General features: G+C 65.2%; 22 protein-coding genes, 1 tRNA gene and 4 pseudogenes. 15 read left to right on the top strand and 12 right to left on the bottom strand.

Features of this window, described 5'->3' with window-relative positions:
* Positions 1-5 precede the first annotated feature (5 nt).
* The 5 genes and pseudogenes from G4G31_RS02015 (at position 6) to G4G31_RS28795 (ending at position 3831) form a co-directional block, all read left to right on the top strand.
* Positions 6-2219: an EAL domain-containing protein gene (locus G4G31_RS02015; RefSeq protein WP_182990082.1), complete on the top strand. Its 2214-nt coding sequence runs from the start codon at positions 6-8 to the stop codon at positions 2217-2219.
* Positions 2220-2234: 15 nt separating this feature from the next.
* Positions 2235-2615: pseudogene (locus G4G31_RS24910) on the top strand (tetratricopeptide repeat protein); the annotation flags it as partial.
* Positions 2530-2733: pseudogene (locus G4G31_RS28805) on the top strand (hypothetical protein); the annotation flags it as partial. The pseudogenes G4G31_RS24910 and G4G31_RS28805, both read left to right, overlap by 86 nt.
* 144 nt (positions 2734-2877) lie before the next feature.
* Positions 2878-3045 (top strand): annotated as a pseudogene (locus tag G4G31_RS28800) (tetratricopeptide repeat protein); the annotation flags it as partial.
* Positions 3046-3174: 129 nt separating this feature from the next.
* Positions 3175-3831, top strand: a complete 657-nt coding sequence (locus G4G31_RS28795) for a tetratricopeptide repeat protein (RefSeq protein ID WP_374011339.1) — start codon at positions 3175-3177, stop codon at positions 3829-3831.
* 146 nt (positions 3832-3977) lie between these two features.
* On the opposite strand, the gene G4G31_RS02005 is transcribed toward G4G31_RS28795, so the two are convergent.
* Positions 3978-4982, bottom strand: a complete 1005-nt coding sequence (locus tag G4G31_RS02005) for a hypothetical protein (RefSeq protein WP_229425277.1) — start codon at positions 4980-4982, stop codon at positions 3978-3980.
* Positions 4983-5118: 136 nt separating this feature from the next.
* Complete coding sequence (locus G4G31_RS02000; protein ID WP_202033703.1) at positions 5119-5727, bottom strand: hypothetical protein; 609 nt, start codon at positions 5725-5727, stop codon at positions 5119-5121.
* A 282-nt stretch (positions 5728-6009) separates the two neighbouring features.
* Between G4G31_RS02000 and G4G31_RS01995 the strand changes: the two are divergent.
* Positions 6010-7241: pseudogene (locus tag G4G31_RS01995) on the top strand (putative DNA modification/repair radical SAM protein).
* A 298-nt stretch (positions 7242-7539) separates the two neighbouring features.
* Positions 7540-8793, top strand: coding sequence for a UdgX family uracil-DNA binding protein (locus G4G31_RS01990; RefSeq protein WP_229425276.1), 1254 nt, complete (start codon positions 7540-7542; stop codon positions 8791-8793).
* 340 nt (positions 8794-9133) lie between these two features.
* On the opposite strand, the gene G4G31_RS01985 is transcribed toward G4G31_RS01990, so the two are convergent.
* Positions 9134-10336: a flagellar assembly protein T N-terminal domain-containing protein gene (locus G4G31_RS01985; protein WP_182990080.1), complete on the bottom strand. Its 1203-nt coding sequence runs from the start codon at positions 10334-10336 to the stop codon at positions 9134-9136.
* The gene (locus G4G31_RS01980) at positions 10326-10865 is read right to left on the bottom strand and encodes an LPP20 family lipoprotein (protein ID WP_182990079.1); all 540 of its coding nucleotides are present in this window, start codon (positions 10863-10865) and stop codon (positions 10326-10328) included. The genes G4G31_RS01985 and G4G31_RS01980 overlap by 11 nt, the downstream gene beginning before the upstream one ends.
* 456 nt (positions 10866-11321) lie before the next feature.
* Here G4G31_RS01980 and G4G31_RS01975 point away from each other — a divergent pair, with 456 nt between their 5' ends.
* The 4 genes from G4G31_RS01975 (at position 11322) to G4G31_RS01960 (ending at position 14925) form a co-directional block, all read left to right on the top strand.
* Positions 11322-12374, top strand: a complete 1053-nt coding sequence (locus tag G4G31_RS01975) for a TraB/GumN family protein (protein WP_182990078.1) — start codon at positions 11322-11324, stop codon at positions 12372-12374.
* 174 nt (positions 12375-12548) lie between these two features.
* Entirely contained in the window at positions 12549-13439 is an 891-nt protein-coding gene (locus G4G31_RS01970; protein WP_182990077.1) for a TraB/GumN family protein, read from the top strand.
* A 237-nt stretch (positions 13440-13676) separates the two neighbouring features.
* Positions 13677-14762 carry a sugar-transfer associated ATP-grasp domain-containing protein gene (locus G4G31_RS01965; RefSeq protein ID WP_182990076.1) on the top strand — a complete coding sequence of 362 codons (1086 nt, stop codon included), beginning with the start codon at positions 13677-13679 and terminating at the stop codon, positions 14760-14762.
* Between the two features lie 89 nt (positions 14763-14851).
* Positions 14852-14925: transfer RNA gene (locus tag G4G31_RS01960), tRNA-Gly, on the top strand.
* A 40-nt stretch (positions 14926-14965) separates the two neighbouring features.
* Here the strand turns inward: G4G31_RS01960 and G4G31_RS01955 are convergent.
* From G4G31_RS01955 to G4G31_RS01945, 3 genes are all read right to left on the bottom strand, one after another.
* The gene (locus tag G4G31_RS01955) at positions 14966-16501 is read right to left on the bottom strand and encodes an ankyrin repeat domain-containing protein (protein WP_182990075.1); all 1536 of its coding nucleotides are present in this window, start codon (positions 16499-16501) and stop codon (positions 14966-14968) included.
* Positions 16502-16588: 87 nt separating this feature from the next.
* The gene (locus G4G31_RS01950; protein WP_182990074.1) at positions 16589-16879 is read right to left on the bottom strand and encodes a hypothetical protein; all 291 of its coding nucleotides are present in this window, start codon (positions 16877-16879) and stop codon (positions 16589-16591) included.
* Positions 16879-17601 carry an XRE family transcriptional regulator gene (locus G4G31_RS01945; protein ID WP_182990073.1) on the bottom strand — a complete coding sequence of 241 codons (723 nt, stop codon included), beginning with the start codon at positions 17599-17601 and terminating at the stop codon, positions 16879-16881. The genes G4G31_RS01950 and G4G31_RS01945 overlap by 1 nt, the downstream gene beginning before the upstream one ends.
* Positions 17602-17731: 130 nt before the next feature.
* Between G4G31_RS01945 and G4G31_RS01940 the strand changes: the two genes are divergently transcribed.
* The gene (locus G4G31_RS01940; protein WP_182990072.1) at positions 17732-17989 is read left to right on the top strand and encodes an HP1 family phage holin; all 258 of its coding nucleotides are present in this window, start codon (positions 17732-17734) and stop codon (positions 17987-17989) included.
* A 39-nt stretch (positions 17990-18028) separates the two neighbouring features.
* Here the strand turns inward: G4G31_RS01940 and G4G31_RS01935 are convergent, their stop codons facing one another.
* Positions 18029-19150 carry a succinylglutamate desuccinylase/aspartoacylase family protein gene (locus G4G31_RS01935; protein WP_182990071.1) on the bottom strand — a complete coding sequence of 374 codons (1122 nt, stop codon included), beginning with the start codon at positions 19148-19150 and terminating at the stop codon, positions 18029-18031.
* 203 nt (positions 19151-19353) lie between these two features.
* On the opposite strand from G4G31_RS01935, the gene trmB reads away from it, so the two are divergent.
* On the top strand, positions 19354-20040 hold the full coding sequence (gene trmB, locus G4G31_RS01930) for a tRNA (guanosine(46)-N7)-methyltransferase TrmB (RefSeq protein WP_182991643.1): 687 nt from the start codon (positions 19354-19356) through the stop codon (positions 20038-20040).
* A 204-nt stretch (positions 20041-20244) separates the two neighbouring features.
* Here the strand turns inward: trmB and recQ are convergent, their stop codons facing one another.
* Complete coding sequence (recQ, locus tag G4G31_RS01925) at positions 20245-22080, bottom strand: DNA helicase RecQ (protein ID WP_182990070.1); 1836 nt, start codon at positions 22078-22080, stop codon at positions 20245-20247.
* 16 nt (positions 22081-22096) lie between these two features.
* Positions 22097-22930 (bottom strand): undecaprenyl-diphosphate phosphatase, encoded by an 834-nt coding sequence (locus tag G4G31_RS01920; protein ID WP_182990069.1) that lies wholly within the window; start codon positions 22928-22930, stop codon positions 22097-22099.
* 271 nt (positions 22931-23201) lie between these two features.
* Between G4G31_RS01920 and G4G31_RS01915 the strand changes: the two genes are divergently transcribed.
* Both G4G31_RS01915 and G4G31_RS01910 read left to right on the top strand, forming a co-directional pair.
* Positions 23202-23606, top strand: coding sequence for a hypothetical protein (locus G4G31_RS01915; RefSeq protein ID WP_182990068.1), 405 nt, complete (start codon positions 23202-23204; stop codon positions 23604-23606).
* Positions 23607-23679: 73 nt separating this feature from the next.
* A complete protein-coding gene (locus tag G4G31_RS01910; RefSeq protein ID WP_182991923.1) occupies positions 23680-23904 on the top strand; it encodes a hypothetical protein in 225 nt (74 codons plus the stop codon).
* A gap of 45 nt (positions 23905-23949) precedes the next feature.
* Here G4G31_RS01910 and G4G31_RS01905 read toward each other — a convergent pair whose 3' ends face one another.
* Both G4G31_RS01905 and G4G31_RS01900 read right to left on the bottom strand, forming a co-directional pair.
* Positions 23950-25095 (bottom strand): hypothetical protein, encoded by a 1146-nt coding sequence (locus G4G31_RS01905; protein ID WP_182990067.1) that lies wholly within the window; start codon positions 25093-25095, stop codon positions 23950-23952.
* Positions 25096-25104: 9 nt separating this feature from the next.
* Positions 25105-25422, bottom strand: a complete 318-nt coding sequence (locus G4G31_RS01900) for a hypothetical protein (protein WP_182990066.1) — start codon at positions 25420-25422, stop codon at positions 25105-25107.
* Positions 25423-25479: the final 57 nt, after the last annotated feature.

Genomic DNA, 25479 nt, shown 5'->3' with positions numbered 1-25479 from the left:
TCATGATGAACGTTTATTCCGCCAGCGGCGACCCGGGTAGCGCCAGCGGGCAGCTTGATTCCGGAAACGAAGCACGCCTGCTGCTGGTCGACGACGAGCCGCGCCTGCTCGCCTCGCTCCACGAACTGCTGAAGGGCCGCGGCTTCCACCTGACGACCGCCGGCTCCGGTACCGAGGCGATCGCCCACCTGTCGCGCAGCCGTTTCGACCTGGTCCTGCTCGACCTGCGCCTGCCCGACATCGGCGGCCACGAGATCATGGACTTCATGAACGAGCGCGGCGTCGGCGCCGACGTCATCGTCATGAGCGGCGAAGTCGGCATCGACGCTGCCATCGGCGCCCTGAAACGCGGTGCCTACGACTACCTGCGCAAGCCCTACAGCCGCGAGGAACTGCTCAAAACGGTCGGCAACGCGCTGCGGCAGCGCCGCCTGGCCCTTGACAACACCCGCATCGCGCAGCAGCTCGAGAACTCCGAAAAGATGTACCGCTACCTGGTGGACAGCTCGCCGGACATCATCTACACGCTGAACCACGAAGGCCGCTTCACCTTCGTGAACGACCGCGCCTACCAGCTGCTGGGCTTTACGCGCGATGAACTGATCGGCAAGCACTACTCGATCCTGGTGCACGAGGAAGACCTGGAGCGCGCGCGCTACGTGTTCAACGAGAGAAGGGTCGACGAACGCGCCTCGCGCAACGTCGAGCTGCGCCTGAAGTGCCGCGGTGCCCGCAGTAGCGGCGGTGACCGCACCTTCAACAACACGCTGATGACGATCTCGCTGAACTCGATCGGCATGCACGTGCCCGACAGCGAGGTGAAGAAGCTCGAGTTCTTCGGCACCTATGGCGTGGCGCGCGACATCACCGACAGGAAGCGCGCCGAGGAAGTCATCTCCTACCAGGCCTACCACGACATCCTGACCGACCTGCCGAACCGCATCCTGTTCAAGGACCGCCTGGGCCTGGCCGTAATCCAGGCCAAGCGCAAGCAGACCGAGCTCGCGGTCATGTTCATCGACCTCGACCGCTTCAAGCTGGTGAACGACACCCTCGGCCATGTCAAAGGCGACGAGCTGCTGCAGCAGGCCGCGCTGCGCCTGAAGGGATGCCTGCGCAAGGGCGATACCATCGCGCGCCAGGGCGGCGACGAATTCACCATCGTGCTGCCGGAACTGCGCGACCGCGACGACGCCCGCATCATCGCCGACAAATTCCTGGAAAGCCTGCAGCGTCCGTTCGATCTCGATGGCCACGAGGTGCACATCTCGGCCTCGATCGGCATCGCCATCTATCCCGGCGACGGCGAATCGATCGACGAGCTGCTGCGCCACGCCGACATCGCCATGTACCAGGTCAAGGCGCTGGGCAAGAACGGTCACAGCTTCTATCACGACTCGATGCTCGACGTGTCGCACCAGAAGATCGCGCTCGAGCAGTCGCTGCGCCGCGCGCTCGAGCATGGCGAACTGGAGATGTACTACCAGCCGCAGATCGACTCGGGCAGCGGCCGCATCATCGGCGCCGAGGCGCTGATGCGCTGGAACCACCCGACCCGCGGCCTGCTGTCGGCCGGCGAATTTTTACCCTTCGCCGAAGAGAACGGCCTGATGCTGCCGATCTCGGACTGGATGATCGTCGCCCTGTGCCGCGACATGCTGCAATGGAATCTGGTGAGTGGCCAGGCGGTGCGCCTGTCGCTGAACCTGTCGCCGCAATACCTCGATCGCGGCGACTTTTTCGAGAAGATGCGCGATGCGCTGGTGCGCTACGGGATTTCCCCTGGCCAGATCGAGGTCGAGATCACCGAGAACATCTGCATCCGCAACCCGCAGTACGCGATCGAGCAGCTGAACAAACTGTGCCAGCTGGGCGTGTCGGTGGCGATCGACGACTTCGGCACGGGATATTCCTCGCTGTCCTACCTGCACCGCTTCCCGATCCACACGATGAAGATCGACCAGTCCTTCGTCAAGGAGATCCATGACGCGGACGGCCACTATCCGGTGATCCTGGCGATCATCTCGATCGCGCGCGGGCTCGGCCTGCACCTGATCGCCGAGGGCGTCGAGACCGAAATCCAGGCCGACTACCTGCGCGCCAACGGCTGCGAGACCATGCAGGGCTACCTGTTCCACCGCCCGATCTCGCTGACCAGTTTCATCGGCGTGCTGCGCGCGCAGGGGCGAACGCCGGCGCCGCGGAAGTCCGCGCACTGAGCGCCTGAGCCGTCGATGGACGCCGCCACCGTGCCTGACACAGGCGCCGGGAACCGTGACAAGGCCGCCTTCCAGCGCGCCGAGTTCGCACGCCTGAAGGCCCTGGCCGAACGCGGCGTCGCCAGCGCCCAGCACAGCCCGGGCTTCATGTACGTGAATGGCCAGGGCGTCGAGCGGAGCGACGAACTGGCGGTCGCCTGGTACCGCATGGCGGCCAGCGCGGGCTTCGAGCAGGCCCAGTACAACCTCGGCCTCATGTACCAGAAGGGACAGGGCGTGCCGCAGGACCTGGAGCAGGCGCGCTACTGGTATGGCTGCGCGGCCGAGCAGGGCTATGTGCAGGCCCAGTACAACCTGGGCTGGATGCACGCCAAGGGCCAGGGCACCCGCGTCGACATCCAGCAGGCGCTGCACTGGTTCGGCCAGGCGGCCGCGCGCGGCGACGCCGGCGCCCAGCACAACCCGGGGCATGATGTACGAAGGCGGCAAGGGCGTGGCCCAGGACCTCGATGTGGCACTGGGCTGGTACCGGCGCGCCGCCGAGCAGGGTTATGCGCGTGCGCAGTTCGCGCTGGCGCTGCGCTACGACAGCGGCCGGGCATGGCCCGGGATCCCGCCCAGGCGATCGAATGGCTGCGCCGCGCCGCCGGCCAGGGCCATGCCCCGGCCCAGTTCAACCTCGCGCTGCGCTACGACAAGGGGGCAAGACCTGGCGCAGGACAGCCTGCAGGCGATTCATTGGTACGAACGCGCCGCCGAACAGGGACATGCCAGCTCGCAGTTCAACCTTGCGCTGATCCACGACAGCGGCAGCGGCGTGCCACGCGACGAGGCGGCGGCGCTGCGCTGGTACCGGCGCGCGGCCGAACAGGGGCCATGCGGCGGCCCAGGACAACCCGGGCCTGCGCTACGAGCACGGGCAGGGCGTCGAACGCGACGCGGCGCAGGCAGCGCACTGGTATCGCCGGGCCGCGGCCCGGGATTTGCCGGCCGCGCATTACCACCGGGCCAGCTCCACGATGCCGGCAAGGGCGTCGCGCACGATCCGGCCCAGGCGGCCGCCTGCTACCTGCGCGCGGCCGAACAGGGCCACCTGCGCGCCCAGTTCGACCTCGGCCTGCGTTTCGAATCCGGCAGCGGCGTGCCCGTGGACGCGGTGCAGGCCTTGCACTGGTACCGGCGCGCGGCCGAGCAGGACTACGCGCCGGCGCAGCACATGGTGGGCGTGCTGCTCGAACGCGACGGGACCGCCGATCCGTTCGAGGCGGTGCGCTGGTACCTGCGCGCGGCCGAGGGCGGCCATGCGCCGGCCCAGTTCGCGCTTGGCCTGCGTTACGACAGCGCCCATGGCGTGGCGCGCGATTACGTGGCCGCCTTTCACTGGTACGCATGCGCCGCGCGCCGGGGCCATGCGCGTGCCCGGTTCAATGTCGGGGTGATGTGTGCGACGGGGCAGGGCACGGCGCGCGACCCGGTCGAGGCTTACGGCTGGCTGGCAAGTGCGGCTGATGCAGGCGTGCCGGGGGCGGGAGCCTACCTGAAGCGGGTCGTGGCGCGGATGGCTGTGCAGGAGTGGGAGCGGGTACAGGAGCGCCTGGGGCAGGCCGGCTAGCCGGAACGATGCCGCGCCCGGTGGCGAACCTGTGGATGCGAAGAAGGGAAGCCGCATGCGGCACGGGGGCGGCAGAAGCGCCTGGGCGGCAGCGTCAGTCCGGCCGCCTCCGGCACCTGTTGCGCCAGCCGATGCAATAGCCCGGTTCAGGCAATGGGCAGCTTGGAACGGGCCTGGCACAGTTCATCGTGCAGCGCTTGCACCGCTTGCGCGGCAGGTAGGCTCACGCCCTTGCCGATCGACTCGATGAAGCGGCAGGCGGCAAAGCCCGCGGCGGCGCGGTCGTAGCGTTCCAGCCATTCGCGTCGCTGCGGCAGCCGCTCGGGCGCGACCGGCCAGGTGCCGGGCCGTGGCTTGAGATGGCCCCCGATGCCGATGCGCCATGGTTTGGCCGATACACGTGCCCGGAAGCAGTGCTGGTTCAGACACATGGACACGTACACCGGGTCGGTGCCCAATGCCCGAAAGCATTCGGCGACTTCGGCTTCCAGCGGATCGAACAGCCGGTGGGTGGCGAGCAGGCGCAAGCCGGCGGGCGTGCGGTAGAGATGCACCAGCCAGTCGGGACGCGTGCCCAGGAAGCGCACGACATTCGCGCGGGCGATTGCCTCCGGTCCCCCCTTGGCCCGAACCACTGTGCGGTGGATAAGCTGCGCAACCGGGTACGCAAGCAACAGGGCCAGCAGCGCACCGAGCACACCCGCTGCGCAGAGGGTGCCGAGGCTCTTGCCGGCCGCTGCCAGCAGTCCCACCCCGACGGCAATGGCTGCAAGCAGGAACAGCGCAGTGCCCTTGATCGTGCGCCCTCCGGGAGCGTCGGAGAAATCGATATCGGCAAACAGTACTCCGGGGGTATTGAGGCAGCGGGCGCCATACGAATTGCGGGTAATGACGGTCTCGCCGAAGCGCTCAACCACTTCCTCCCGGATCGGCAGCCCGTTGCCGCCGTTGTAAGGCACTTTGCGCTCGCGCCGCGGCAACGGTTCGCCGGAGACGGCGCGGGCAAGTGCTTCGGCTACGCGCGCCTGCGCGTTCCGTTGTGCGTCTGCCAAGCTGGCGTCGGACCAGCCGAAACGCCTGATCGTGACCTGCTTGCCTTTGCGGCGATAGTGGGCGCTTGCTTCGGCCCAGTAATCGGGGACGATCATCATGTGCTGGCCTGTCGAATTGCTGCCTGATTCGATGTCATGGTTGACGTCGATATAGGTTGGGGATCTGCCGCCGGCGAGGCGTGTGTGCGGCGTGCGTGCGGGAAGGCCGGGTGGCCGGCCTTCCCGGGTCTTTGGCTCAGCCCTGCGTGGCCGCAGCCAGCTTGCCCGATGCCTTCAGGTCGCGGATGAACTTGCCGATGATCTCGTCCGTCGCCAGCTTGGTCGACTGCTGGACGGCATTCTTCATGCCGAAGGCGCCGGCCAGGAACATTTTTCCACCCTGCGACTTGCCGTGGGCCGTATAGGTCTGCTTGAAGACTTCGCCTTGCGCGTTCTTTACGCTGATGGCCAGCGTGACGTGGGCGGCGAAGTCGTCGAAAGTGTAGTTCTGCAGCTCGAAAACGAGCGTGTTGCCGCTACCCTGGGTTTCCGTGCTGGCCTTGGCCAGGCTGCCGAAGGCGGCGGTGGCATCCTTCGATTGCATCGTTGCGTCGAGCACCTTGCCGAATTCCATCACCCAGACATTGGCATAACCGGTCGTCGCCGCGCGGAACTCGTAGTGGTGGTTCTGGGTGGCCGGCGGCAGGTAGTATTGATCGGCCGCCTTGACCGTCTGGAACTTGCTCTCGCCCGCGTTCTTGGCGAGGTATTGGCTGTAGTCGTCAGCCACCGGATGCATGACCGAGCAGCCCGTGGCCATCGTCAGCGCAGCAAGGAAGGCCAGGGTGCGTGGAATTGAAAACATGGAATCTCCGAAAATAATAGGTGAACTTGCCTAAGGTGCATGTGTGTCCTTGAACCGTGTTGCACTTCGTTATTGTTATTTTATTGCAAATTGGCAGCTTATTTTCTATAAATTTCATTTTTGCAACACGATCACCGGAAAAAGAGCGCGCTACCCTGTGCGAATAAAAGCTGGCGTCTGGAAATTCGATCGCGTACCTGCCCCGCAACACCTGCAAGCACCCGCGCGACGTCGGTACAGCGAGTGGTATATACTGTACGCCCATACAGTTTCTCCACTCCGATGAAACTTTCCGACAAGCTCGAAATCCTGGCGGACGCCGCCAAGTACGACGCCTCCTGCGCCAGCAGCGGTGCCCCGAAACGTGCATCCGACGGCAGCGACGGCGGTATCGGCGCCACCACCGGCATGGGCATCTGTCACAGCTACACGCCGGATGGCCGCTGCGTGTCGCTGCTGAAGATCCTGCTCACCAATTTCTGCATCTACGACTGCCAGTACTGCGTCAACCGCCGTACCTCGAACGTGCCGCGTGCGCGCTTTTCGGTCGAGGAAGTGGTGAAGCTCACCCACGACTTTTACCTGCGCAACTACATCGACGGCTTGTTCCTCAGTTCCGGCATCATCCAGTCGAGCGACTACACGATGGAGCAGCTCGTCGCCGTGGCGCGCCAGTTGCGCGAGGTGCACAATTTCAGGGGCTATATTCACCTGAAAACCATTCCAGATGCCGACCCGCTGCTCATCGCCGAGGCCGGCCGCTATGCCGACCGCCTGTCGGTGAACATCGAGCTGCCCACCCACGACAGCGTCACCCGCCTCGCGCCAGAAAAGAACGTGCATACCATCAAGCTGGCGATGGGTTCCATCCGCCGCAAGCTCGACGAAAAGGCCGAGGAGCCGAAAGCGCCATCGTTCGCGCCGGCCGGGCAGAGCACGCAGATGATCGTCGGCGCCGACGCCAGCGACGATCAAACCATCCTGAACACGGCCGAAACCCTGTACGGCAGTTATAAACTGAAACGCGTGTACTACTCGGCTTTCAGCCCGATCCCGCAGAGCCCGAAAAGCGTGCCGCTGGCGCCGCCGCCGCTCTTGCGCGAGCACCGCCTGTACCAGGCCGACTTCCTGCTGCGCAGCTATGGCTTTACCGCCGGCGAGTTGATGCCGCAGGCCGGCAACCTTGCGCTGGATGTTGATCCGAAACTGGCCTGGGCATTGTCGAACCGCGACCACTTTCCGATGGACCTGAACCGCGCCGAGGCCGAGATGATCGCGCGCGTGCCCGGCATCGGCCTGCGCAACGCCAAGCGCATCGTCGAACTGCGGCGCCTGCGCCGGGTGCGCTGGGAAGATCTGTCGCGCCTGCGTTGCAGCATGAAGAAGATCGCGCCCTTCGTCGTCACGGCCGACTACAAGCCGGCGCAGGGTCTCGCCAGTTCCGACCTGCTGCGGCGCCACCGGGCGCGCCGCAGGAGCAGATGAACCTGTGGCCGGAACTGCAGGCGGCATGAACCCGGCGGGCGCCGCCGCAGCTGCAAGGCTTGCCGCGGTGAGCGCCGGGCGGCCGCTGACCGTCGCTAATTTTGCCGAATGGCGCGCCGCCGCGCGCGACCTGTTGATGCACGGCGTGGCACCGGAACTGGTCACCTGGAGCGAACCCGGCGGCGCGGCCGCCGACCTCTTTGCCGACCTTCCTGGCGACGACGCCTCGGGTGCGCCGGACGCGGCCGCTTCTGCCGATAATGTTCCTGCCGGGGACAGTCCCCGAAACCGGCACCGCCCCATCAACCACGCATCCCGCGCGCCTTCATGGACATGCTGGAGTCGGCCGCCTGCTGCCGCGTGCCCGACCGCTGGGCCTTCCTGTACCGGGTCATCTGGCGCTGGACCCACGGCGAGCACGACGTGCAGTCGCCGGCCGATGCCGACGGCGCACGCCTGCATGGCATGGTAAAGGCGGTGCGCCGCGAGGAGCACGACATGCATGCTTACATCCGATTCCGCGAACGGCCCCTGGATGCGGGCCCGCCGCAATTTGCCGCCTGGTTCGAACCGCGCCACGACGTCCTGCCGCGGGTTGCCGAGCATTTCAAAAACCGCATGGGCGGCGTCACCTGGATGATCGGTACCCCCGACGCCAGCGTGATGTGGGATGGCGCCACGCTGCACCACACCGGTCCCTTGATGAGCAGCGCGGCCGACCTGATTGATACCGGCGAAGCGCTCTGGCTCACCTATTACCGCAGCATCTTCAATCCCGCGCGCGTGAATGCGCAGCTGCTGCAAAGCCATATCCCGTCGCGTTTCTGGAAGAACCTGCCGGAGGGCGCGATCGTGCCTGCCATGGTGAGTAATGCCGAACTGGGTGCGCGCAGCACGGGCCAGGCGCAGGCGGTGGGCCGCAAGAGCGGCGCCACCATCCCGATCGCGCCACTCGACGCGCAACCGGAGCGCCAGCAGCCATCGAAACTGGACGAATGCCGGCGCTGCGAGCTGTGGCAGTTCGCTACCCAGGCCGTGCCGGGAGCCGGGCCGAAGAAGGCGCCCATCATGCTGGTGGGCGAGCAGCCCGGCGACCAGGAAGACCTGGCCGGCGAAGCCTTTGTCGGCCCGGCCGGCAAGCTGCTCGACCGTGTGTTCGAGGCGGCGCAACTCGAGCGCCGCACGATTTATCTGACCAATGCGGTGAAACACTTCAAGTGGGAACCGCGCGGCAAGCGGCGCCTGCACAAGACGCCCGCCCAGCGCGAAGTCGAGGCCTGCCATTACTGGCTGGAGAAGGAACTGGCGGCCGTCAAGCCGAAGGTGATCGTGGCCCTGGGTGCCACGGCCCTGAAATCGGTCCTGCGCGATGGCAAGGCGAAGCTGGGAGACATGCTCGGCAAGGCAATCGAGCACGAGGGGCGCTGGGTCGTCACGGTCTACCACCCCTCGTACATCCTGCGCGTGCCGGACGAGGAAACCCGGCACCAGGCGTTCAACGTGATGGTCGAGGGCTTAAAACTGGCGCAGCAGTTGCTGGAGCGGCAGCCGGAAGAGCCGGCGGCCCAGGGTGGGTCTTGATTCCCCCGCTATGGCACGGTTGCATCCCAGGGCTTGCATCTCGATATGCGAAGGTGCCATTCCGCGCGGGCACAGGTGCCCACCCTACAGGGGGCGCCCGGCGAGGGTCCTGACCCCACGCGGTATGGCACTGGCGATCTTCGCAGGGTGGGCACTCTGTGCCCACGCGGTATAGCACGGTTGCGTCCACCTGAACGCATCGCGAGCCGCATAGATGTGATGTCGGTTCGATCGAATCAGTGTTACCGCCGTTTCGACGGGCAGGCGTGCTATACCGCGTGGGGTCAAGACCCCACCCTACGTCAAGCCGGCGTTGCGGTTTGGCAGACATCGCAACCGCTTACCGCCCCGGCATCACCGCCACATCGAAGCGCACCATATCCCCCGCGCTGACCTGCCTGGCTGCCGCCGGCGGCGTCACCGTCCCGATCGCAAACCCCGGCTGCACCTGCACGATCGTCACGGTGCCGACCGGCGTTTCCACGGTCCCGAGCGGCACCAGGGGATCGGCGCCGTACACCTGCTGGCGCGTGTCGGCACGATAGACGACCAACTGGTCGCCCGGCGCCACCGACGAGGTGCTGCCGGCGTCGATGAAGATGCGCTCGCCCTGCACCTGCACCACCTTGGCCATGAAGGGCAGGGGAGCGAGGTCGGCGGCGATGGCGGCGATGCCTTCGTCGAGCGCGCGCAGGATGGCGCCGCCAAACGGCGTGGCGGCGAAGCTGGCGCTGCCGAACGGCTTGTCGCGCCCGACCGTCCCTTCGCCGGGCTGCTCGGTCACCGCCGTATGGCGCGCCAGCAGGGTGCCGGTCAGGCCGTCGTGCACGAAGAAGGCGATCTCGATGCGGCGCGCGCGGCGCTTCCACAGGCCGTAATAGGCCGGCTGCTCGAAACGGCTGGCGTCGACGATCTCGCCCGAGATGACGAACTGGCTCTCGTGCATGGTCGCGATGCGGCGCACCGCCGCCGTGTCGGCAGCCGGGCCGCTGGCGCCGGGCGACACGACATAGGGACTGGCCTTGCCGAGGAACCTGCCCGATGCCGTCATGCGGCGCAGCAGCTCCTGGGGCAGGCGGGTGGCGATGCCGTCGATGTCGTCGAGCTGGGGTGAGCTGCGCAAGTGGAAGGGCGTGACGACGAGTTTCTTCCTGTAGGCGAGGTTGACGCTGCCGCGCGGGCGCGCGTCTTCTTCCTTCACCGCGATGCGCACGTGCAGCAGCTGGCCCGTCTGCCACTCGCGCAGGACGCTGTAGCGGTCGAATTCCGCGGCCGGCTGGACGCGGCTGCTGTCGAACGAGGTGCCGCGGCTGCTGGCGCCGGCGGCGACTTCCACGCGCGCGGCACTGCGCAGCCCGAGCTGCTCGAGGGCGTCGCGAATGGCATTCTGGCGAGCTTTCGCCACGCCGCCTTCGGCGATGGCGGCGACGCCTTCGGCTTCGATCGGGGCGGAGAAAGCGGGCAGTGCGCTCGCGGCCAGCAGCAGGGGCACGAGGATTGCCGCCAGCGCGGCGCGAAAGAAGGCGAAGGCCTTACTGGGCATGGTAGAACGACGCGCCATAGGCGGCGCCGGGGCCGGCGCCTCCCACCATGGTGCGGGCGGCCTTGGCCACCGCCGGAGCGGGGCTGGCAACCCGGGCTTGGGAGGGGGCCGCATTGGTGTCGAAATCCATCTCCACGCTCGTCTCGTAGCTGCCGTCTTCGCGCTGGGTAACCTTGGTCACGCGCGCGCCACGGATGAAGGCGTCAATATACACCTTGAAACTATCGTCCTTGAGCGCCATCGAGCCAACCGTGCTGCCGCCTTCGATGCGCAGGCCATAGACCTGTTCGGCCATGGCGCGGTAGGCGTCCAGGCGCGCGGCGCGCATGGCCAGCAGCTTGCGCTGGGTCGGCGACACACGGTCGCACTGGCCTTCGCAGGCGGCCGTGTTGACGGCGCCGTAGCCGGTTGCGTGCAGCGTGACGAGGACAGGTTGGTGAGCGGGCGCCTGGTGCGCCATGGAAGGCAGGGTGCCGCAGGCGGACAGCAGCGAAGCGCAGGCGAGGGCGAGGACAGCGACGATTTTCATGACGGATCCGGTGGGAAAATGCAGGCGCGATGAGCGCGGTATCAGTCTGAATAACGGTCGGCTGCGCCGGATCTTGATGGACGTACGGAAATATTTTGCCGCAAAGCAGTAAAATCGCAAGCTTCTTGCCGGCTCCATCACGCCGGCGATGCCTGTTCGATCACGCTGGTGGCCGTCCTGTCATCGCCTGCCGCGAATCAAGCTCAGCAAGTCAGGACGAGGACAGCACGAACTGATTGCCTCGGGGTCCTTCATGATCGCAAACCTGCCCCAGGGCTGCTTCTGCGGCGGCGACACGCTTGGGCGACACGCAACAGGCATCCCGCACGCCCGTGATCTCCGCAGATGCCCGGCATGCATATGGCTCTTGTAACATCTTGTTTCTTGCTTATCTTGCTTAATGCAAAGACAATCCCCCTAATAGCTTCAACAACGATTACCAGAAGGGATGTCACGATGTTGCAACGCGTTTTGCCCGCATTGATTCTCTGTTCCCTGAGCCTGCCGGCATGGTCGCAGGCCACGGCCGAGACTGCGCCCCAGACGGCAACGGCCGCGCCCGAGCCAGTAGGGGCCGCGCCGGCAGCGGTGACCGAGATTGTCGAGGAGGCGCCCCAGACCGTGCTCGTTTCCGGCGCGCGACCGGGTCCGGGCCTGTGGAAGGTGTCGAAGGGCGATCACATGATGTGGGTATTCGGCGTCTACACGCCCTTGCCCGAGAAAATGGAGTGGCGCTCGCGCAATGTCGAGAAAGCCATCGCCGGTTCCCAGGAATACCTGAAGCCGCCATTGGCGCAGATCGGTGTCGGCTGGGGCGCCATCACGGCCTTGCCCTTCCTGATCGGCGTCAAGAAAAATCCCGATGGCGCCGAGCTGAAGGATTTGCTGCCGCCCGACGTCTATGCCCGCTGGCAACCGCTGAAACAAAAGTATTTTGGCAACGACAGCGGCATCGAGCGTGAACGCCCTTCGTTCGTGGCCTTCGAGTTGTCGAACCGTGCGCTCAAGGAGGCGGGCCTGACCCGCGGCACCGAGGTGGAAAAGACCATCGAGGGGCTCGTCAAGAAGCACAAGCTGAAAGTGAGCGACCCGACGGTCGAAATCAAGATCAAGGATCCGGGCAAGGCCGTGCGCGACTTCAAGAAGTCGGCGATGGACGACGTGCCCTGCCTGGCCAAGACCATGGAGCGCCTTGAAAGCGAACTCGGCGCTACGCGCGAGCTGGCCAATGCCTGGGCGACGGGTGAGATCGAAAACATTCGCAAGCTGAACTATGGCGACCGGGCAGCCTGCAAGCAGGCCGTCCTCAGCAGTTCCCTGGCAAAGAATCAGCCCGAATTGCACACCCTGACGCAACAGGCATCGGACTCCTGGCTTGCCGCCGCCGAGAAAGCGCTGGCGGCCAATACCAGCACGTTCGCCATGGTGCACATCAAGGATATCCTCGATCCAAAGGGCATCATCGCGACACTCCAGGCGAAAGGCTATACGGTGGAGGCGCCGAAATGAGGCCCGCGATGGCGAAACGCACCTCGGCCGTACTGGTCCTGTGCTTGCTGGCCCTGCCGGCCCGGGCGCAGAGCGAGGCCGGCAGTACGCCGGCGGCGCTGGCACCTGCGGCAAACCAGGCAAGCCCGGCCGCCGCCCCGACCCTCGAGAAACGGCGAGGCCCTGCCCCAGACCGTGCTCGTCTCGGGCAGCCGCCCGGGTCCGGGCTTGTGGAAGGTGTCGAAGGGCGAGCATGTGCTATGGGTGTTCGGCACCTATTCGCCCTTGCCGGCCAAGATGGAATGGCAATCGCGCGCGGTCGAAAGGATCATCGCGCACTCCCAGGAATACCTGAAGCCGCCGGAGGTGAGCGTCGACGTCGGCTGGAGCGGGGTGGCGGCCTTGCCTTTCCTGATCGGCGCCAAGAAAAATCCCGATGGCCGCGAGCTCAGGGACATCCTGCCGCCCGAGTTGTATGCGCGCTGGCTGCCCCTGAAGGAAAAATATTTCGCGGGCGATCAGGGCGTCGAGCGTGAACGGCCTTCCTTTGTCGCCGACGAACTGTACAGCCGCGCATTGCGCCACGCCGGCCTGTCGCGCGGGGATGAAGTACGCAAACGAATCGGCGAGCTGGCCGAAAAACACCACCTGAAATTCACCGATGCCAGCTACCACGTGACGATCAAGCAGCCGGTCAAGGCGCTGCGCGAGTTCAAGAAGTCCAGCATGGACGACGTGCCTTGCCTGGCCAGGACCATCGACAGCCTGGACACGGACGTCGACGTGATGCGTACCCGTGCCAACGCCTGGGCGGTCGGCGACCTCGACGAGATCCGCAAGCTGAGCTTTGCCGACCGCACTGCGGCCTGCAGCAATGCCCTCGGAACCAGTTCGGTCGCGACCTTGCAACCCGAGCTGAAGGACATGCACGCGCGCGCCGCCGAGCAGTGGGTGGCGGCTGCGGAAAAGGCGCTCGCCACGAACGCCAGCACCTTCACGGTCGTACACATCAAGGAAATCCTGCACCCGCATGGCGTCATAGCAACACTGCAGGCGCGCGGCTATACGGTCGAGCCGCCGAAATAAGGCCGGGCAGCCATGCTGCCCGGGGCGGATTGTCACCGTTCGAACGACCGCGCATGCTGGCCCGCCCCGGCCAGCATGCCGCCTCACCACCGTCCACTAGCAATCCTTGCCAAAAAAACATTTCGCGCGACGTGAAAGCGGGTTGATGCGTTATCATCATCGTCGAATCTGCTGCGAAGTTCTCGCAAGCAATCATCAGGCGGAAAGCGCCGCATGCAAGGAAATGGAAGGATTACGATGAAGCTGTCACACGTGTTGGATGTCGCCTCGCAGTACATGCGCGCGGAGTTGTATGCCATTTCATCGATCCGGCGCCTGTCCGACGTGCACCTGCTGTGGGGCCCGATGTACGCGCGGCGCAACCTCGGCCTGGGCGCCAAGTTCTTTTCCCTCTACAGCCTGGCCGAGGTGCCGAAGCGCACCTGGTCCGACTATCTCGATAACGAGCCGCTCAAGAAACGCTATGCCGCCGTTACTTCGGTCGAAGCACGCCAGCTGGCCGACGACAAGATCAAGTTCTTCGAGCATTGCACCGGCCACGGCATCGCCACGGCGCACATCGTTGCCCTGATCACCAAGGCGGCGCCGGAAGGCAGCAGCATCCCCCACATCCTGGCACCAGGCGACCTGGCGCGCCTGCTCGTGCCCGGCGAATACTTCGTCAAGCCCAGCCACGGCTCGCACGGCAAGGGCACCTTTTCGCTGAGCGTCACCCCCTCGGGTGTGCGCTGGAGCGGCGGCAACAGCGGTTCCTTCGAGGACCTGGCGCGCTATTGCGAAGCGGCGCTGCAATTTACGCGCGCCCTGATCGTGCAGCCCAAGCTGGTGAACCACGGCATCATCAAGAACATCACCCAGTCGAAGGGGCTGTCGACCATCCGCGTCGTCACCATCCGCAAGGCCGAGCAAATCGAAGTCATTGCGGGCGCCGTGCGCATCGTCGTCGGCGAATCCGATGTCGACAATTTCTCGCATGGCGCCAGCGGCAACCTGGTGGCCGGCGTCGATGTCGAGACCGGCAAGATGATCACGGCGATCGGCTCCAGGTCGCGCACCTGGCCGGCGATGAAGGACGTGCCGATCCACCCGCAGTCGGGCGCCTCGATCGTCGGCGTGCAGGTGCCGCACTGGCCGCAGGTGCTCGAGCTGGTGAAGAAGGCGCACACCTCGATCGAGGGGCTGCATACGGTGGGCTGGGACGTGGCCGTGCTGGAGGACGGCCCGGTGATCGTGGAGGCCAACTGGCGCTACGACATCGACATCCTGCAAGTGGCCTACAAGAAGGGTTTCAAGCCGGTCATCGACGCGAAACTGGCCTGCTGAGGGCCTTCCCGGCGGGGCGGCCTGCACTCCCTCAAAGGCCGATGCAAGGTTGTCAATGCCGGGAAAACTCGCGTAGAATGCGACGAGTCGCGGGTGTAGCTCAATGGTAGAGCAGAAGCTTCCCAAGCTTACGACGAGGGTTCGATTCCCTTCACCCGCTCCACACCTTTGCCGCACACGGCAGCTATCTCTTCTTCCCCAGCTTACCCGCCATCAGGCTGCTTGCGGCGCTTGGCCAGGCATTCCTGCTGCATCTTCGGATCCGCACCCAGCTCCCCCAACAGGCGCATGATGTTTTCGCTGTTGCGAAAGCGCGCCTCCTCATAGGCGGTGCGGCAGGCGGGCCCCGTGTAATTGACATCGGCACCGGCAGCGACCAGTTTGCGCACGACGGGCGCCAGCTTGGCTTCCTTTTCCAGAATCTCTTGCCGTCGCTGCTCGTCGTCGGGCCAGCGGCCTAGCGCGCCGCTGTACCTCATCAACTGCATCAGGAGGCTGTCCCTCGGTACCAGCCCCGGCTGGACGGTGTCTACTTTCGCCCCTTTGGCGACCAACAGGTCCAGCATCGGCAGGTCGAACCCCAACGCGGCCTTGGCAAGCGGATTGCTGCCCTCGGGCGGATTCACGTTGGCGCCCCGGTCGATCAGCAATTGCGCCATGCGCGTGTCCCCAACACCCACCGCAACCGCGAGCGGCGTCTCGTACACGCTGCCGTAGCTGTTGAGCGAATCCCTGGGCGGCTCGAGTTTGGCACCCCTGGACAGCAGATACTCGACCATCTCGGCATTGCGCGCACGGATTGCCCCTTTCAGCGCGGCGCTTTCGCTGGCGTCGATCCGCGCTCCCCGCTGCAGGAACAGGTCGACCAGGGCCCTGTGTCCGCTCTCGGCCGCGATGGCGATCGATGGCGAATCGCTGTTCCCGCGGTCCTCGATTGGCTCGCCCTGGCTGAGGAAGCGGCGGACCTTGTCGATATCGCCCGCGCGGATTGCCGCGACATAGGCCATGCTGCGCAGATGCTGGTCGATCTCGGCCTGCCGTTTCCGGGACTCGGCCGGGGTCAGCAGCACTTCGGCCATGGCATGGGTGAGGCGTCCGATATCGGCCTGTCGCATGCCATCGGGCGCGAGCACGGTCTCGCTCATTTCCAGTGCGGCGAGTGGCCTTTGCAGTACTCGGCCGCGCAGGTAAATGCTGAGGAAGCCTGTGTAATTGAACGAGAGGAGTTCGCCGTTGTCGTACCTGGGCGCGCTGTCGATCGAGGCGGGCAAACGCAGCGGCGCGAAATCCATGACCTTGCGGATGAATGCTTCCGTGCGTGCCGGGTCGAGCGGCTCGCATGGCCAGTTGCGCTGCTTGTAGAGCCGGCAGCTTTGGGCAGTCGTTTTCGTCTTGACGAACCAGGTCGCCACGGCGTCGCCGGTATGGCTATCCGGACTCTCGATGAGCAGGGAGGCCTCGATCGCTTCGCCGCTGTAGTCGGCCAGCCGCTGGTGAATGGGGCGCTGCGGATGTTGCGCCGGCCAGTGATGCATGAACTCCTTCTCGGCAATCGGATGCGTACGCAGGGCCGACTGGTAAGACAGATCCCATTTCAGGTCAGCGGCGCCGCTGGCAAGGGGAATGAAGAATGCGTTGGCCAGGACGAGAACAGTCCATGGCCGGAATCGTGCCTTCGCGCTCGCTGTAAAGAGCGGAAGCGCGGGTACGAAGCGGACAAGTGTACGGGCGAAGGGCATGGTGTCTGAGGTGTTAAAAAAATGACAAGTCTAGCAGTTTCCTCACGTTAAACAATCGACCCTGGCATCCCGCTATCAGCAGAAACTTCAGAACGGCAGCGGCGTATCGTCTCCGGACGGCGGCTCGGCCAGGTCAATCTCGCGCAGCCTCAGCTCCTCCAGCTGCAGCAAGGCCAGCAGCTGCCCGGTCTGGAAGGGCGCATAGGCGCGAAAGCCGTTCGGCTCGACCGACACCAGCATCACGGGCCGCCCGGGGAAGTGCGCGGCGACTTGGCGCAATACCGGCTTGCCGTTCTCACCCAGGGTATAGCGCGATTCGACGATGGCAACGACAGCGGACGATCCATGGAAGGGGAATTCGGTAACCTGCACTTTCATCAGATACGGTCGCTTTCCTTGCGCACCACACGCCCGATGATGAGGCAGCTGTCGCCTTCGCAGGCGCGGCGGTAATAGGTGCGCTGGTCCGGGTTGTCCGAGGCCAGCCACCAGCGGCCGCCATCCTTCTGCATGCGCTTGACGACCGGTTCGCCGTTGAAATTCACGGCGAACACTTCGCCCTGCACCGGCTTGCGGTCGGCCGTATTGATGACGACGATATCGTCCTCGTACAGCGTCGGCTCCATGCTGGCGCCCTTGACGAGAATCGCGATCAGGTGCGTCGGGTTGAGGCGTTTACGCTCGATCCAGTCGCGGCGCATGCCGACGGTGCCGCCGTCGTGGTGCTCGGGCTCGGTCTGGAAGCCGGTGACGCCGGCGGACAGGCGCAATTTCACCATCGGCACCTGCACGAATGCCTCGTCGTTCGCATCGAGTACCACCACGCGCATCGCGCCAGGGGCGAGGGCGGCCGGGTCCGCGCCCTGCAGGCCGGCGATGATGGCGGGCGGCAGGCTTTTGCCGGTCACCCTGGCAATGGCCAGCAACTGCTGCAGGTTGGGGCTGTGCTTCTCCGTCTCCCAATGGGAAATATTCGCCTTGGTATGGCCGCGCGCCGTGCCGAGCTCGAAGGCCAGCTTCGAGCCCAACGCTTCCCCGGACAGGCCGGCCTCTTTCCTGGCCTCTTTCAGCCAGTTGGCAATCATCGTCTTAAGTTCCATGGCGCAAGCATACTTGGAGCTAGCGCAAAAGTATAGAAAAACTTGACCGCAATGTATAGAATAACTATACTAAGTTTAACTTATGTCAACACCCACAGGGGGTATTGACGGGCCAACGCGAGAGGAAACCATGAGCAAGCTGCCTGATATTGATATGACGCGCACCATCGACGCCCTCGGATCGCTCATGGCTTCCTTTACCCTGGCGGAGTGGAGTGTGCTGGCGGGCATCGTGACTGCGCTCGTCAGTTGTATAGCGAACGTGGCCTACATGCGCCGCAAGGATGCGCGCGAGCAGCGCCAGGCCGAGCTGGCCGAACGGGAAGCGCTGGCGCGCCTTCGCGCCGCCGAGATCGCACGGAACGTGGAATCGCAGCATGTCGGCTGAGCATTCCGCAAGCCAGCATCGCCGGCCTGCGGCACCGCGCTAACGGGCACTCAATAAACTGCCGGCCCGGAATGCCGTGTCGCCCGCAATCTTGCAGACGTGCATGCCGCGCAGCAGGTGGCGGTGGGCGGTGCTGGCGAAGAAGATGCCGGCGTGTTCCGGGCAGACCGGCGTCACCTGGCCCGACACCGGATTGACGATCTCGGCCACCGCTTCACCGGCCGCGACCCGGTCTCCCAGCCGCTTGAGGAAGACCAGCACGCCGGAGTGGGGCGCCGACAAGGGTTCCACCGCTTCCAGCGGCGTCGGCGCGCACAAGGGTGCCGGCAGGGGTTCCAGCGGCAGGTCGAGCACGCCTTCGCGCGCCAGGTATTGCAGCAGGGCGCCGGCATCCGGCCGCGCCAGGCCATAGTCGACATCGTTTTCGCCACGCAGTTCCACCGTCACCGCAACGCAGGCCGGAGGAATGGCCACGCCCTGTCCGAAGTGTTCGGCCAGGTCCCACCACAGACGGCTGCAGGCCTCGTCGAAGGGTTCGCCGCCCGACTCGCGCGCCAGCAGTACCACGTGCGATTGCAGCAGCGCCGCCAGCGGCCCGACCTGTTCGGCCAGCGGCTCGCCGGCGTACATGTGCAGCACCGCTTCGTTATCGCAATGCAGGTCGAGCATGATGTCGGCGTCGATCGCCATCGACAGCAGGGTTTTCTTCAGAATACCGCCACTCGTCTTCGGCTCCCAGGTTTCCAGCGAGCGGCGGGCGTGGGCGCGAATCAGGGCGACGTTCGCCGCGGCATCCTCCCCCAGCTTGCCTTCGAGCGATTGTTTGAGGTCTTCGGCCACGTGTTTATAGGCGCGGTTGAAGTTCACGCCGCTCGATAAATCGTAGCGGCCGAAGGGGGTACCGTGGATGGTTTGCGACAGGCCGATCGGGTTGGCCGCCGGCACCAGGATGATTTCTCCCTTGACGCGGCCTTCGGCGTCGAGCCGCTCGAGCTCCTGGCGCAGGAAGTGCGCGACCAGCATGGCCGGCACCTCGTCGGCGTGCAGGGAGGCCTGGATATACACTTTCTTGCCCCTGCCGGGCTGGCCGTAGTGGTAGGAAGTCAATTGAAAGGTCGCGACATTGTCTTCGATCGCGATCGGGTGTTTGGTTGCATGCATTCGAAGCGCCTCGGCAGGGTCAAGCTGGGATGGATCGATTATCGCGCAATTGCTTTTCTGATCACACACCGGTGCTTTCCTGCAACGGCGGCGCCCCTCCAACAGGCTCATGGGGGGAAGGGCTAGGCTATAATGGCCGCCGTTCTTTCCTCCACCCCGATTCCATGTCCGAAGAGAAGCCAACCAACGGCCCAGCCCGTACGATGCTGTACGACCCTACCGAACATCGCATCCGCAGTTTCGTCACGCGCGCAGGCCGGCTGTCGACCGGGCAGGCGCGCGCGCTCGAGGAATTCGGGCCGCAGTTCCTGGTCGAGTACAAGAAAGAGATGCTCGACTACCCGGCTGCCTTCGGCCGCACCGCGCCCGTCATCCTGGAAATCGGTTTCGGCATGGGCGACACCACCGCGCACATCGCGCGCCAGATGCCGGAGAAAGACTTTATCGGCGTCGAGGTGCACACGCCGGGCGTGGGCAGCCTGCTCAAGCAGATCGGCGAACAGGGCATCACGAATTTGCGCCTGATCCAGCACGATGCCTTCGAGGTGCTGAACCACATGATCGCCGACGGCTCGCTCGACGGCGTGCACATCTTCTTCCCCGACCCCTGGCACAAGGCGCGCCACAACAAGCGCCGCCTGATCCAGACGCCCTTCGTGCAGCTGCTGTGCCGGAAGCTGAAGGCGGGTGGCTATATCCACCTGGCGACCGACTGGGAAGATTACGCGGTGCAGATGCTGGAAGTGCTCGGTGCCGAGCCGATGCTGGTCAATACGGCCGAGGGCTATGCACCGCAGCCGGCCTACCGGCCGCTGACCAAGTTCGAGAACCGTGGCCTCAAATTGGGGCACGGGGTGTGGGATCTGGTGTTCCGTAGGGTGGGCGGCTAACACCGCGCGATTGGATGCACTGTGGTGCTGGCGCCGCCCACGCGTTCAACGAACGTTTGCAAATCGCGAAGGCGTGGTGCATGAACGAGCGTTTGCAAACCGCGACGGCGTGGTGCATGTACCGGTTGAACGCGTAGGCGGCGTTGGCGTTGCGTCGATGCCAATTGTCGGGTGGAGCCGCCTACCCTACGGACAACGCGGCCCTTACACCATCTCGTTGATGATGGCGACAATCTCGGCGCCATACGACACCAGCTTCTTCTCGCCGACACCCGACACGCCGCGCAGCTGCTCGAGCGAGGCCGGCTTGACCTTGGCGATCTCGCGCAGCGTCGCGTCCTGGAACACGACATAGGCCGGCACGCCGTGGGTGCGCGCGGCGCCCATGCGCCAGGAACGCAGGCGCTCGAACAGCGCCTGTTCCGATTTCGACAGCTCCAGCTCCTCGTAGCCCTTCGAGGACGAGAAGGCGCGCTTGGGCTTGACGGGCTTCTGGTACTGGCGCAGCTGCACTTTCTGGCCGCCCTTCAGGACCGGGCGCGCGGCGTCCGTCAGTTTCAGCGACTGGTAGGATTCGTGGTCGACCGTCACCAGGCCGAGGGCGATGGTCTGGCGCACGATGGCGCGCCACTCCTGCTCGCTGCGGTCGCTGCCGACACCGTACACCGACAGGCTGTCGTGGTGCCACTGGCTGATGCGGTCGGTCTGCACGCCGCGCAGCACATCGATCACGTGGCCGGCGGCAAAGCGCTGGTCGACCCGGTAGATGGCCGACAGCAGCTTTTGCACCGGCACGGTGGCATCGAAACTCACCGGCGGGATCAGGCAGGTATCGCAATTGCCGCAGGGGCCGGAACGCTCGCCGAAATAGTCGAGCAAGTGCATGCGCCGGCAACTGAGCGTTTCGCACAGGCTCAGCATGGCATCGAGCTTCACCGACAGCACGCGTTTGAACGTTTCGTCGGCTTCGGACTCGTCGATCATCCGGCGCTGCAGCACCACGTCCTGCAAGCCATAGGCCATCCAGGCCGAGGCCGGCATGCCGTCGCGGCCGGCGCGGCCCGTTTCCTGGTAATAGCCTTCGATACTTTTCGGCAGGTCCAGGTGGCACACAAAACGCACGTCCGGCTTGTCGATGCCCATGCCGAAGGCAATCGTCGCCACCATCACGATGTTTTCTTCGCGCAGGAAACGGGCCTGGTGGTCGGCGCGCTTGGCGTATTCCATGCCGGCGTGATAGGGCAGGGAGCGGATGCCGTTTTCGTTCAGGAAGTCGGCCGTTTCCTCGACTTTCTTGCGCGACAGGCAGTAGACGATGCCCGAGTCGCCCGGGTGTTCCGTAGTAATGAAGTCGAGCAGCTGCTTGCGGCCGGTGGTCTTTTCGACGATCGCATAGCGGATGTTCGGACGGTCGAAGGACGAGACGAACTTGCGCGCATCGTCGAGTTGCAGGCGGTGGGCGATTTCGTCGCGCGTCTGCTGGTCGGCCGTGGCCGTGAGCGCGATGCGCGGCACGTCGGGAAACTGCTCGTGCAGGATCGACAGGCGGATGTATTCCGGCCGGAAATCGTGTCCCCATTGCGAGACGCAGTGGGCCTCGTCGATGGCGAACAGCGAGATGCGCGAATCGAGGAACAGGTCCAGGCAGCGCTGCGTCATCAGGCGCTCGGGCGCCACGTACACCAGGTCGATCTCGCCCGTGCGCACCAGGCGCTCGATGCGCAGCGTTTCCTCGAAGGTCTGGGTCGAATTGAGGAAGGCGGCGCGCACGCCGACTTCTTCCAGCGCATCGACCTGGTCCTGCATCAGCGCGATCAGTGGCGAGACCACCACGCCGACGCCGTCGCGCAGCAGCGCCGGGATCTGGTAGCACAGCGACTTGCCGCCGCCGGTCGGCATCAGCACCAGGGCATCGCCACCGCTGGCAACGTGCTGGACGATGTCGGCCTGCTGCCCGCGGAAGGCGGGATAGCCGAAGACGGTCTGCAGCAGGTGCAGCGCGCGCGCCTCCAGGTCCTGGTCGAGTTGCTGGGTAGTCATGGATTCGCTTTCGGCTTCATTCCGCCCAGTTCACCAGCCCATAATGCGCGGTGACGAGGACGATCACGCCGAACACGATACGGTACCAGGCGAAGAGCGTGAAGTCGTGCGAGCTGATGTAGCGCAACAGCCAGCGCACGCACAGGAAAGCGGAGACGAAGGCGGCCAGGCCGCCGATGCCGAACATCGGCAGGTCGGCGCTTGATAACAGCGCCCGCTCCTTGTAGACCGAGTACACCGTCGCCGCCAGCAGCGTCGGGATGGCGAGGAAGAACGAGAATTCGGTGGCCGCCTTGCGCGACAGGCCGAACAGCATCCCGCCGATGATGGTCGCACCCGAGCGGCTGGTGCCGGGAATCAGGGCGAAGGCCTGGGCGCAGCCGACTTTCAGGGCGTCGACGATCGTCATGTCGTCCACCGTCTCGATGCGCGCGGCGGCGGGCGTGGCCTTGTGGCGGCGCTCGACCCACAGGATCACGAAGGCGCCGATGATGAAGGCCATGGCCACCGGCACCGGCTTGAACAGCTCCGCCTTGATCATCTTGCTGAACACCAGGCCGAGCAGCGCGGCCGGCAGGAAGGCGACGACCAGGTTGAGGACGAATTTCTGTTGCTTGCGCTCGGAGAACAGGCCCGTCAGCACGCTGGCGATGCGCGCACGGTATTCCCAGATCACGGCCAGCATGGCGCCGGCCTGGATCGCGATTTCGAAGACTTTTACTTTCTCGCCCGTGAAGTCGAGCAGGCTGCCCGCGAGGATCAGGTGACCGGTGGAAGAAATCGGCAGGAACTCGGTAAAGCCCTCGACCAGGCCCATGATGATTGCCTTGATGGCGAGAAGAATATCCATGTATTGCTTGTGTGTAAGTGGGGAGTGCGAGCAGGGATGGCGTATTGCGCGTAGCCGCGAAGCTTACCACGAGCCGGCCTCTTGCCGTTGAGCCGGCTATCGACGGCGCGGCTTTTTGGCGTCGGCAAGCGGCCTTTTTTCGGACAAGTGACTACCGATATAGTCGTGTTGGAAACGTCGTGTTGGAAACGGAAAAAGCGGCGCGCAAACGTGCGCCGGCCGCCGCGCGACGTGCTAGACTCGTCCGCATGAGTAACGCTGCCATACGACGATGAGTATTGTTGCAATCCTGCTCTTGCTGGCGGTCGCCTGGTCCGTCCTCTCGAAAGGAAGCATCCCCAACCCCTTCCGTGCCCGCACTTGCCAGGGCCGCCTCTGGCGCAGGGCTTTCCCTGCCGCTTCCAAGAAGCAAATCCGCGAATTCCTCTCCCTGTTCACCGATGCCTTCGCATTCCGCGACATCGACCAGCTGAAGTTCCGTCCCGACGACCAGTTGCTGGGCATTTATCGCGCCCTGCATCCGTCGAAGTGGATGGCCGATGCGCTGGAACTGGAAATTCTGTCCGCCGAGCTGCGCGCCCGCTATGGCGTGGCGCCGGACACCTGGGACGAGCGCATGACGCTGGGCGCCCTGTTCGCGTATATCCAGAGCCGCCCGCCCAGGGCCGCCAAGTAAGCCCTTGCGCTGCCGTTGCAAATAATTAATACAACCATCTTGTATTGACGGTGCCCGTGCTTATCTATCGGGCATGCTGAAAAACGAACTCAACTGGCGGCGGCCGCTTTTCTATCTGCTGCTGCCGATCCTCTTCGTCATGGCCTTCCTCGGCTTCCCCTTGCCCGTCGCGCCCCCGCCCGCGACCAAGCCGGCGCAGGAGATCTCGACCACGGTCAAGAAGAAGAAACGGCTGCGCCTGCCAAGCGAGTTGCCGCGGATCGGCGAGGGCCCTGCGGACAAGGACGAACGCAGCTGAAAACCGCCGGACGCTGGACCGCCGGACCGCCGGATCGCCGGACCGTTAGCTTCCCTGTGTCGGCGTTGCGGGGGTGATGTCGTCGCCCAGGTCCATGTTGCGCAGGGCGCCTTTCTGGCGCTGCTGGTAGATCAGGTCGTTGATTGTCTTTCCCAGTCCATTGACTTCGCCGAGATTGCGGTTGAACTCGGCCACGTCGGCTTCGGACTCGAACGCCAACTGGTCGCCGTCCAGCTGCACCGTGGCGTGCCTGCTTTCGACCAGACCGACCATGCGCCGGTGCGCCGTCAGCAGTTGGCGCGTCAATTCACCGTATTTGAGGCCGAAATCATAGAATTCGCGTCCCTGCTTGTCGAGCATGCCCGCCAGGGCATTCGGCGGGAGGTTCAGGGCCAGCAGGTCGGCGCGCATCCCGTTGAACGCGCGCTCGCTGCTCTTTTCCATCGTCTCCAGGGCACGTTCGCAGCCGTCGAGCGCCTGCCGCGCCGCGGCAATGCCGTCCTTGGCCAACAGGTTGGCGGCACGCAGCGCCGTTTCCATGCCCGCGTCCCTGCACCCATGGGACATCGTGTCGGAGGCGATCATTTGTTCCCTGACCTGGTGGACGGTCAGTCCCGTCAGGCGGTCCAGGTAGGGCAGGCCCACCTTGTTCAGCTTGGGCATGTACGGCGTACCGCGGTTTTCCGCCAGCTCGGCGACGGCGCGCCGGACCTCGGCGACGGCACGCGCTTCCATCCGCTGCGTGAAGGCGGTGCCCAGCTCGCGCCACACGGGTCCCAGCTCCGGCCCTATCTTCTTTTCCATGGTCCAGTAGGCTTGCATGGCGGCCTGTTGCTGGCCCAGCGGCACGGGACGCTTGCGTGCCATCGCACTCAGCGTCGCGGCCTGGGCAGGCGTGATGTAGCGTGCCATCGCCGGCGCCGCCTTCGCGTAGAACTGGGCCGGCGTCATTGACGCCAGCAAGGCCTGCAGGAACTCGCGCTGGTAGGTTTCGCTCGGGAGCGGGATCGACTTGACCCCACGCTCGTACCAGTGCACCGATTCGAGGAAGACGCCGATATCGGCCGCATAAGCGGAACCGGTACCTGGCGCCGCGCCCTCGGAACGCTGCGGTGCCGCGGGCGCGGCGCCAGCGGCCAGCGGCAGCGCGAGTGCGAGGACGATGTGTGCGAGACGGACCAACTTGGTCATGGTGAATCCTTACGGTTGCGGGCGGCCGAGCTCGATGCGTGCCGCGTGATAATAAAGGCTGGCCACTGCGCCCTTGTCGGCGGCGCGCTGGAAAAAGGCGCGCGCCTTGACCGGGTTTTTCATGCGCAGATAGCGTCCGGCAAAGTAATAGGCAGCGGTCAGGCGTGCATCGGCGCCGGCGCGCGGCCCCCGGGCCACGATGCTGAGCATGTGCTCGGGCGTAGCCCTGCCGGCGAACATGTCGAGGGCGACGGGCAGCCAGGCGTTCTCGCCATCCTCGACGGAGCCTGGCGCCGCCGGCGCCGTGCCGAGACTGGCCTGCATCACGGTGGCGCTCAGGCGTTCGCCTTCGTCGGTGGCGCGGCCGGCTTCGCGAAAGTCGGC

The sequence above is a fragment of the Massilia sp. Se16.2.3 genome, from assembly GCF_014171595.1.
In the GTDB taxonomy this organism is placed as follows: Bacteria; Pseudomonadota; Gammaproteobacteria; order Burkholderiales; family Burkholderiaceae_D; genus Telluria.
This window is presented reverse-complemented; position numbering and strand designations above follow the sequence as displayed.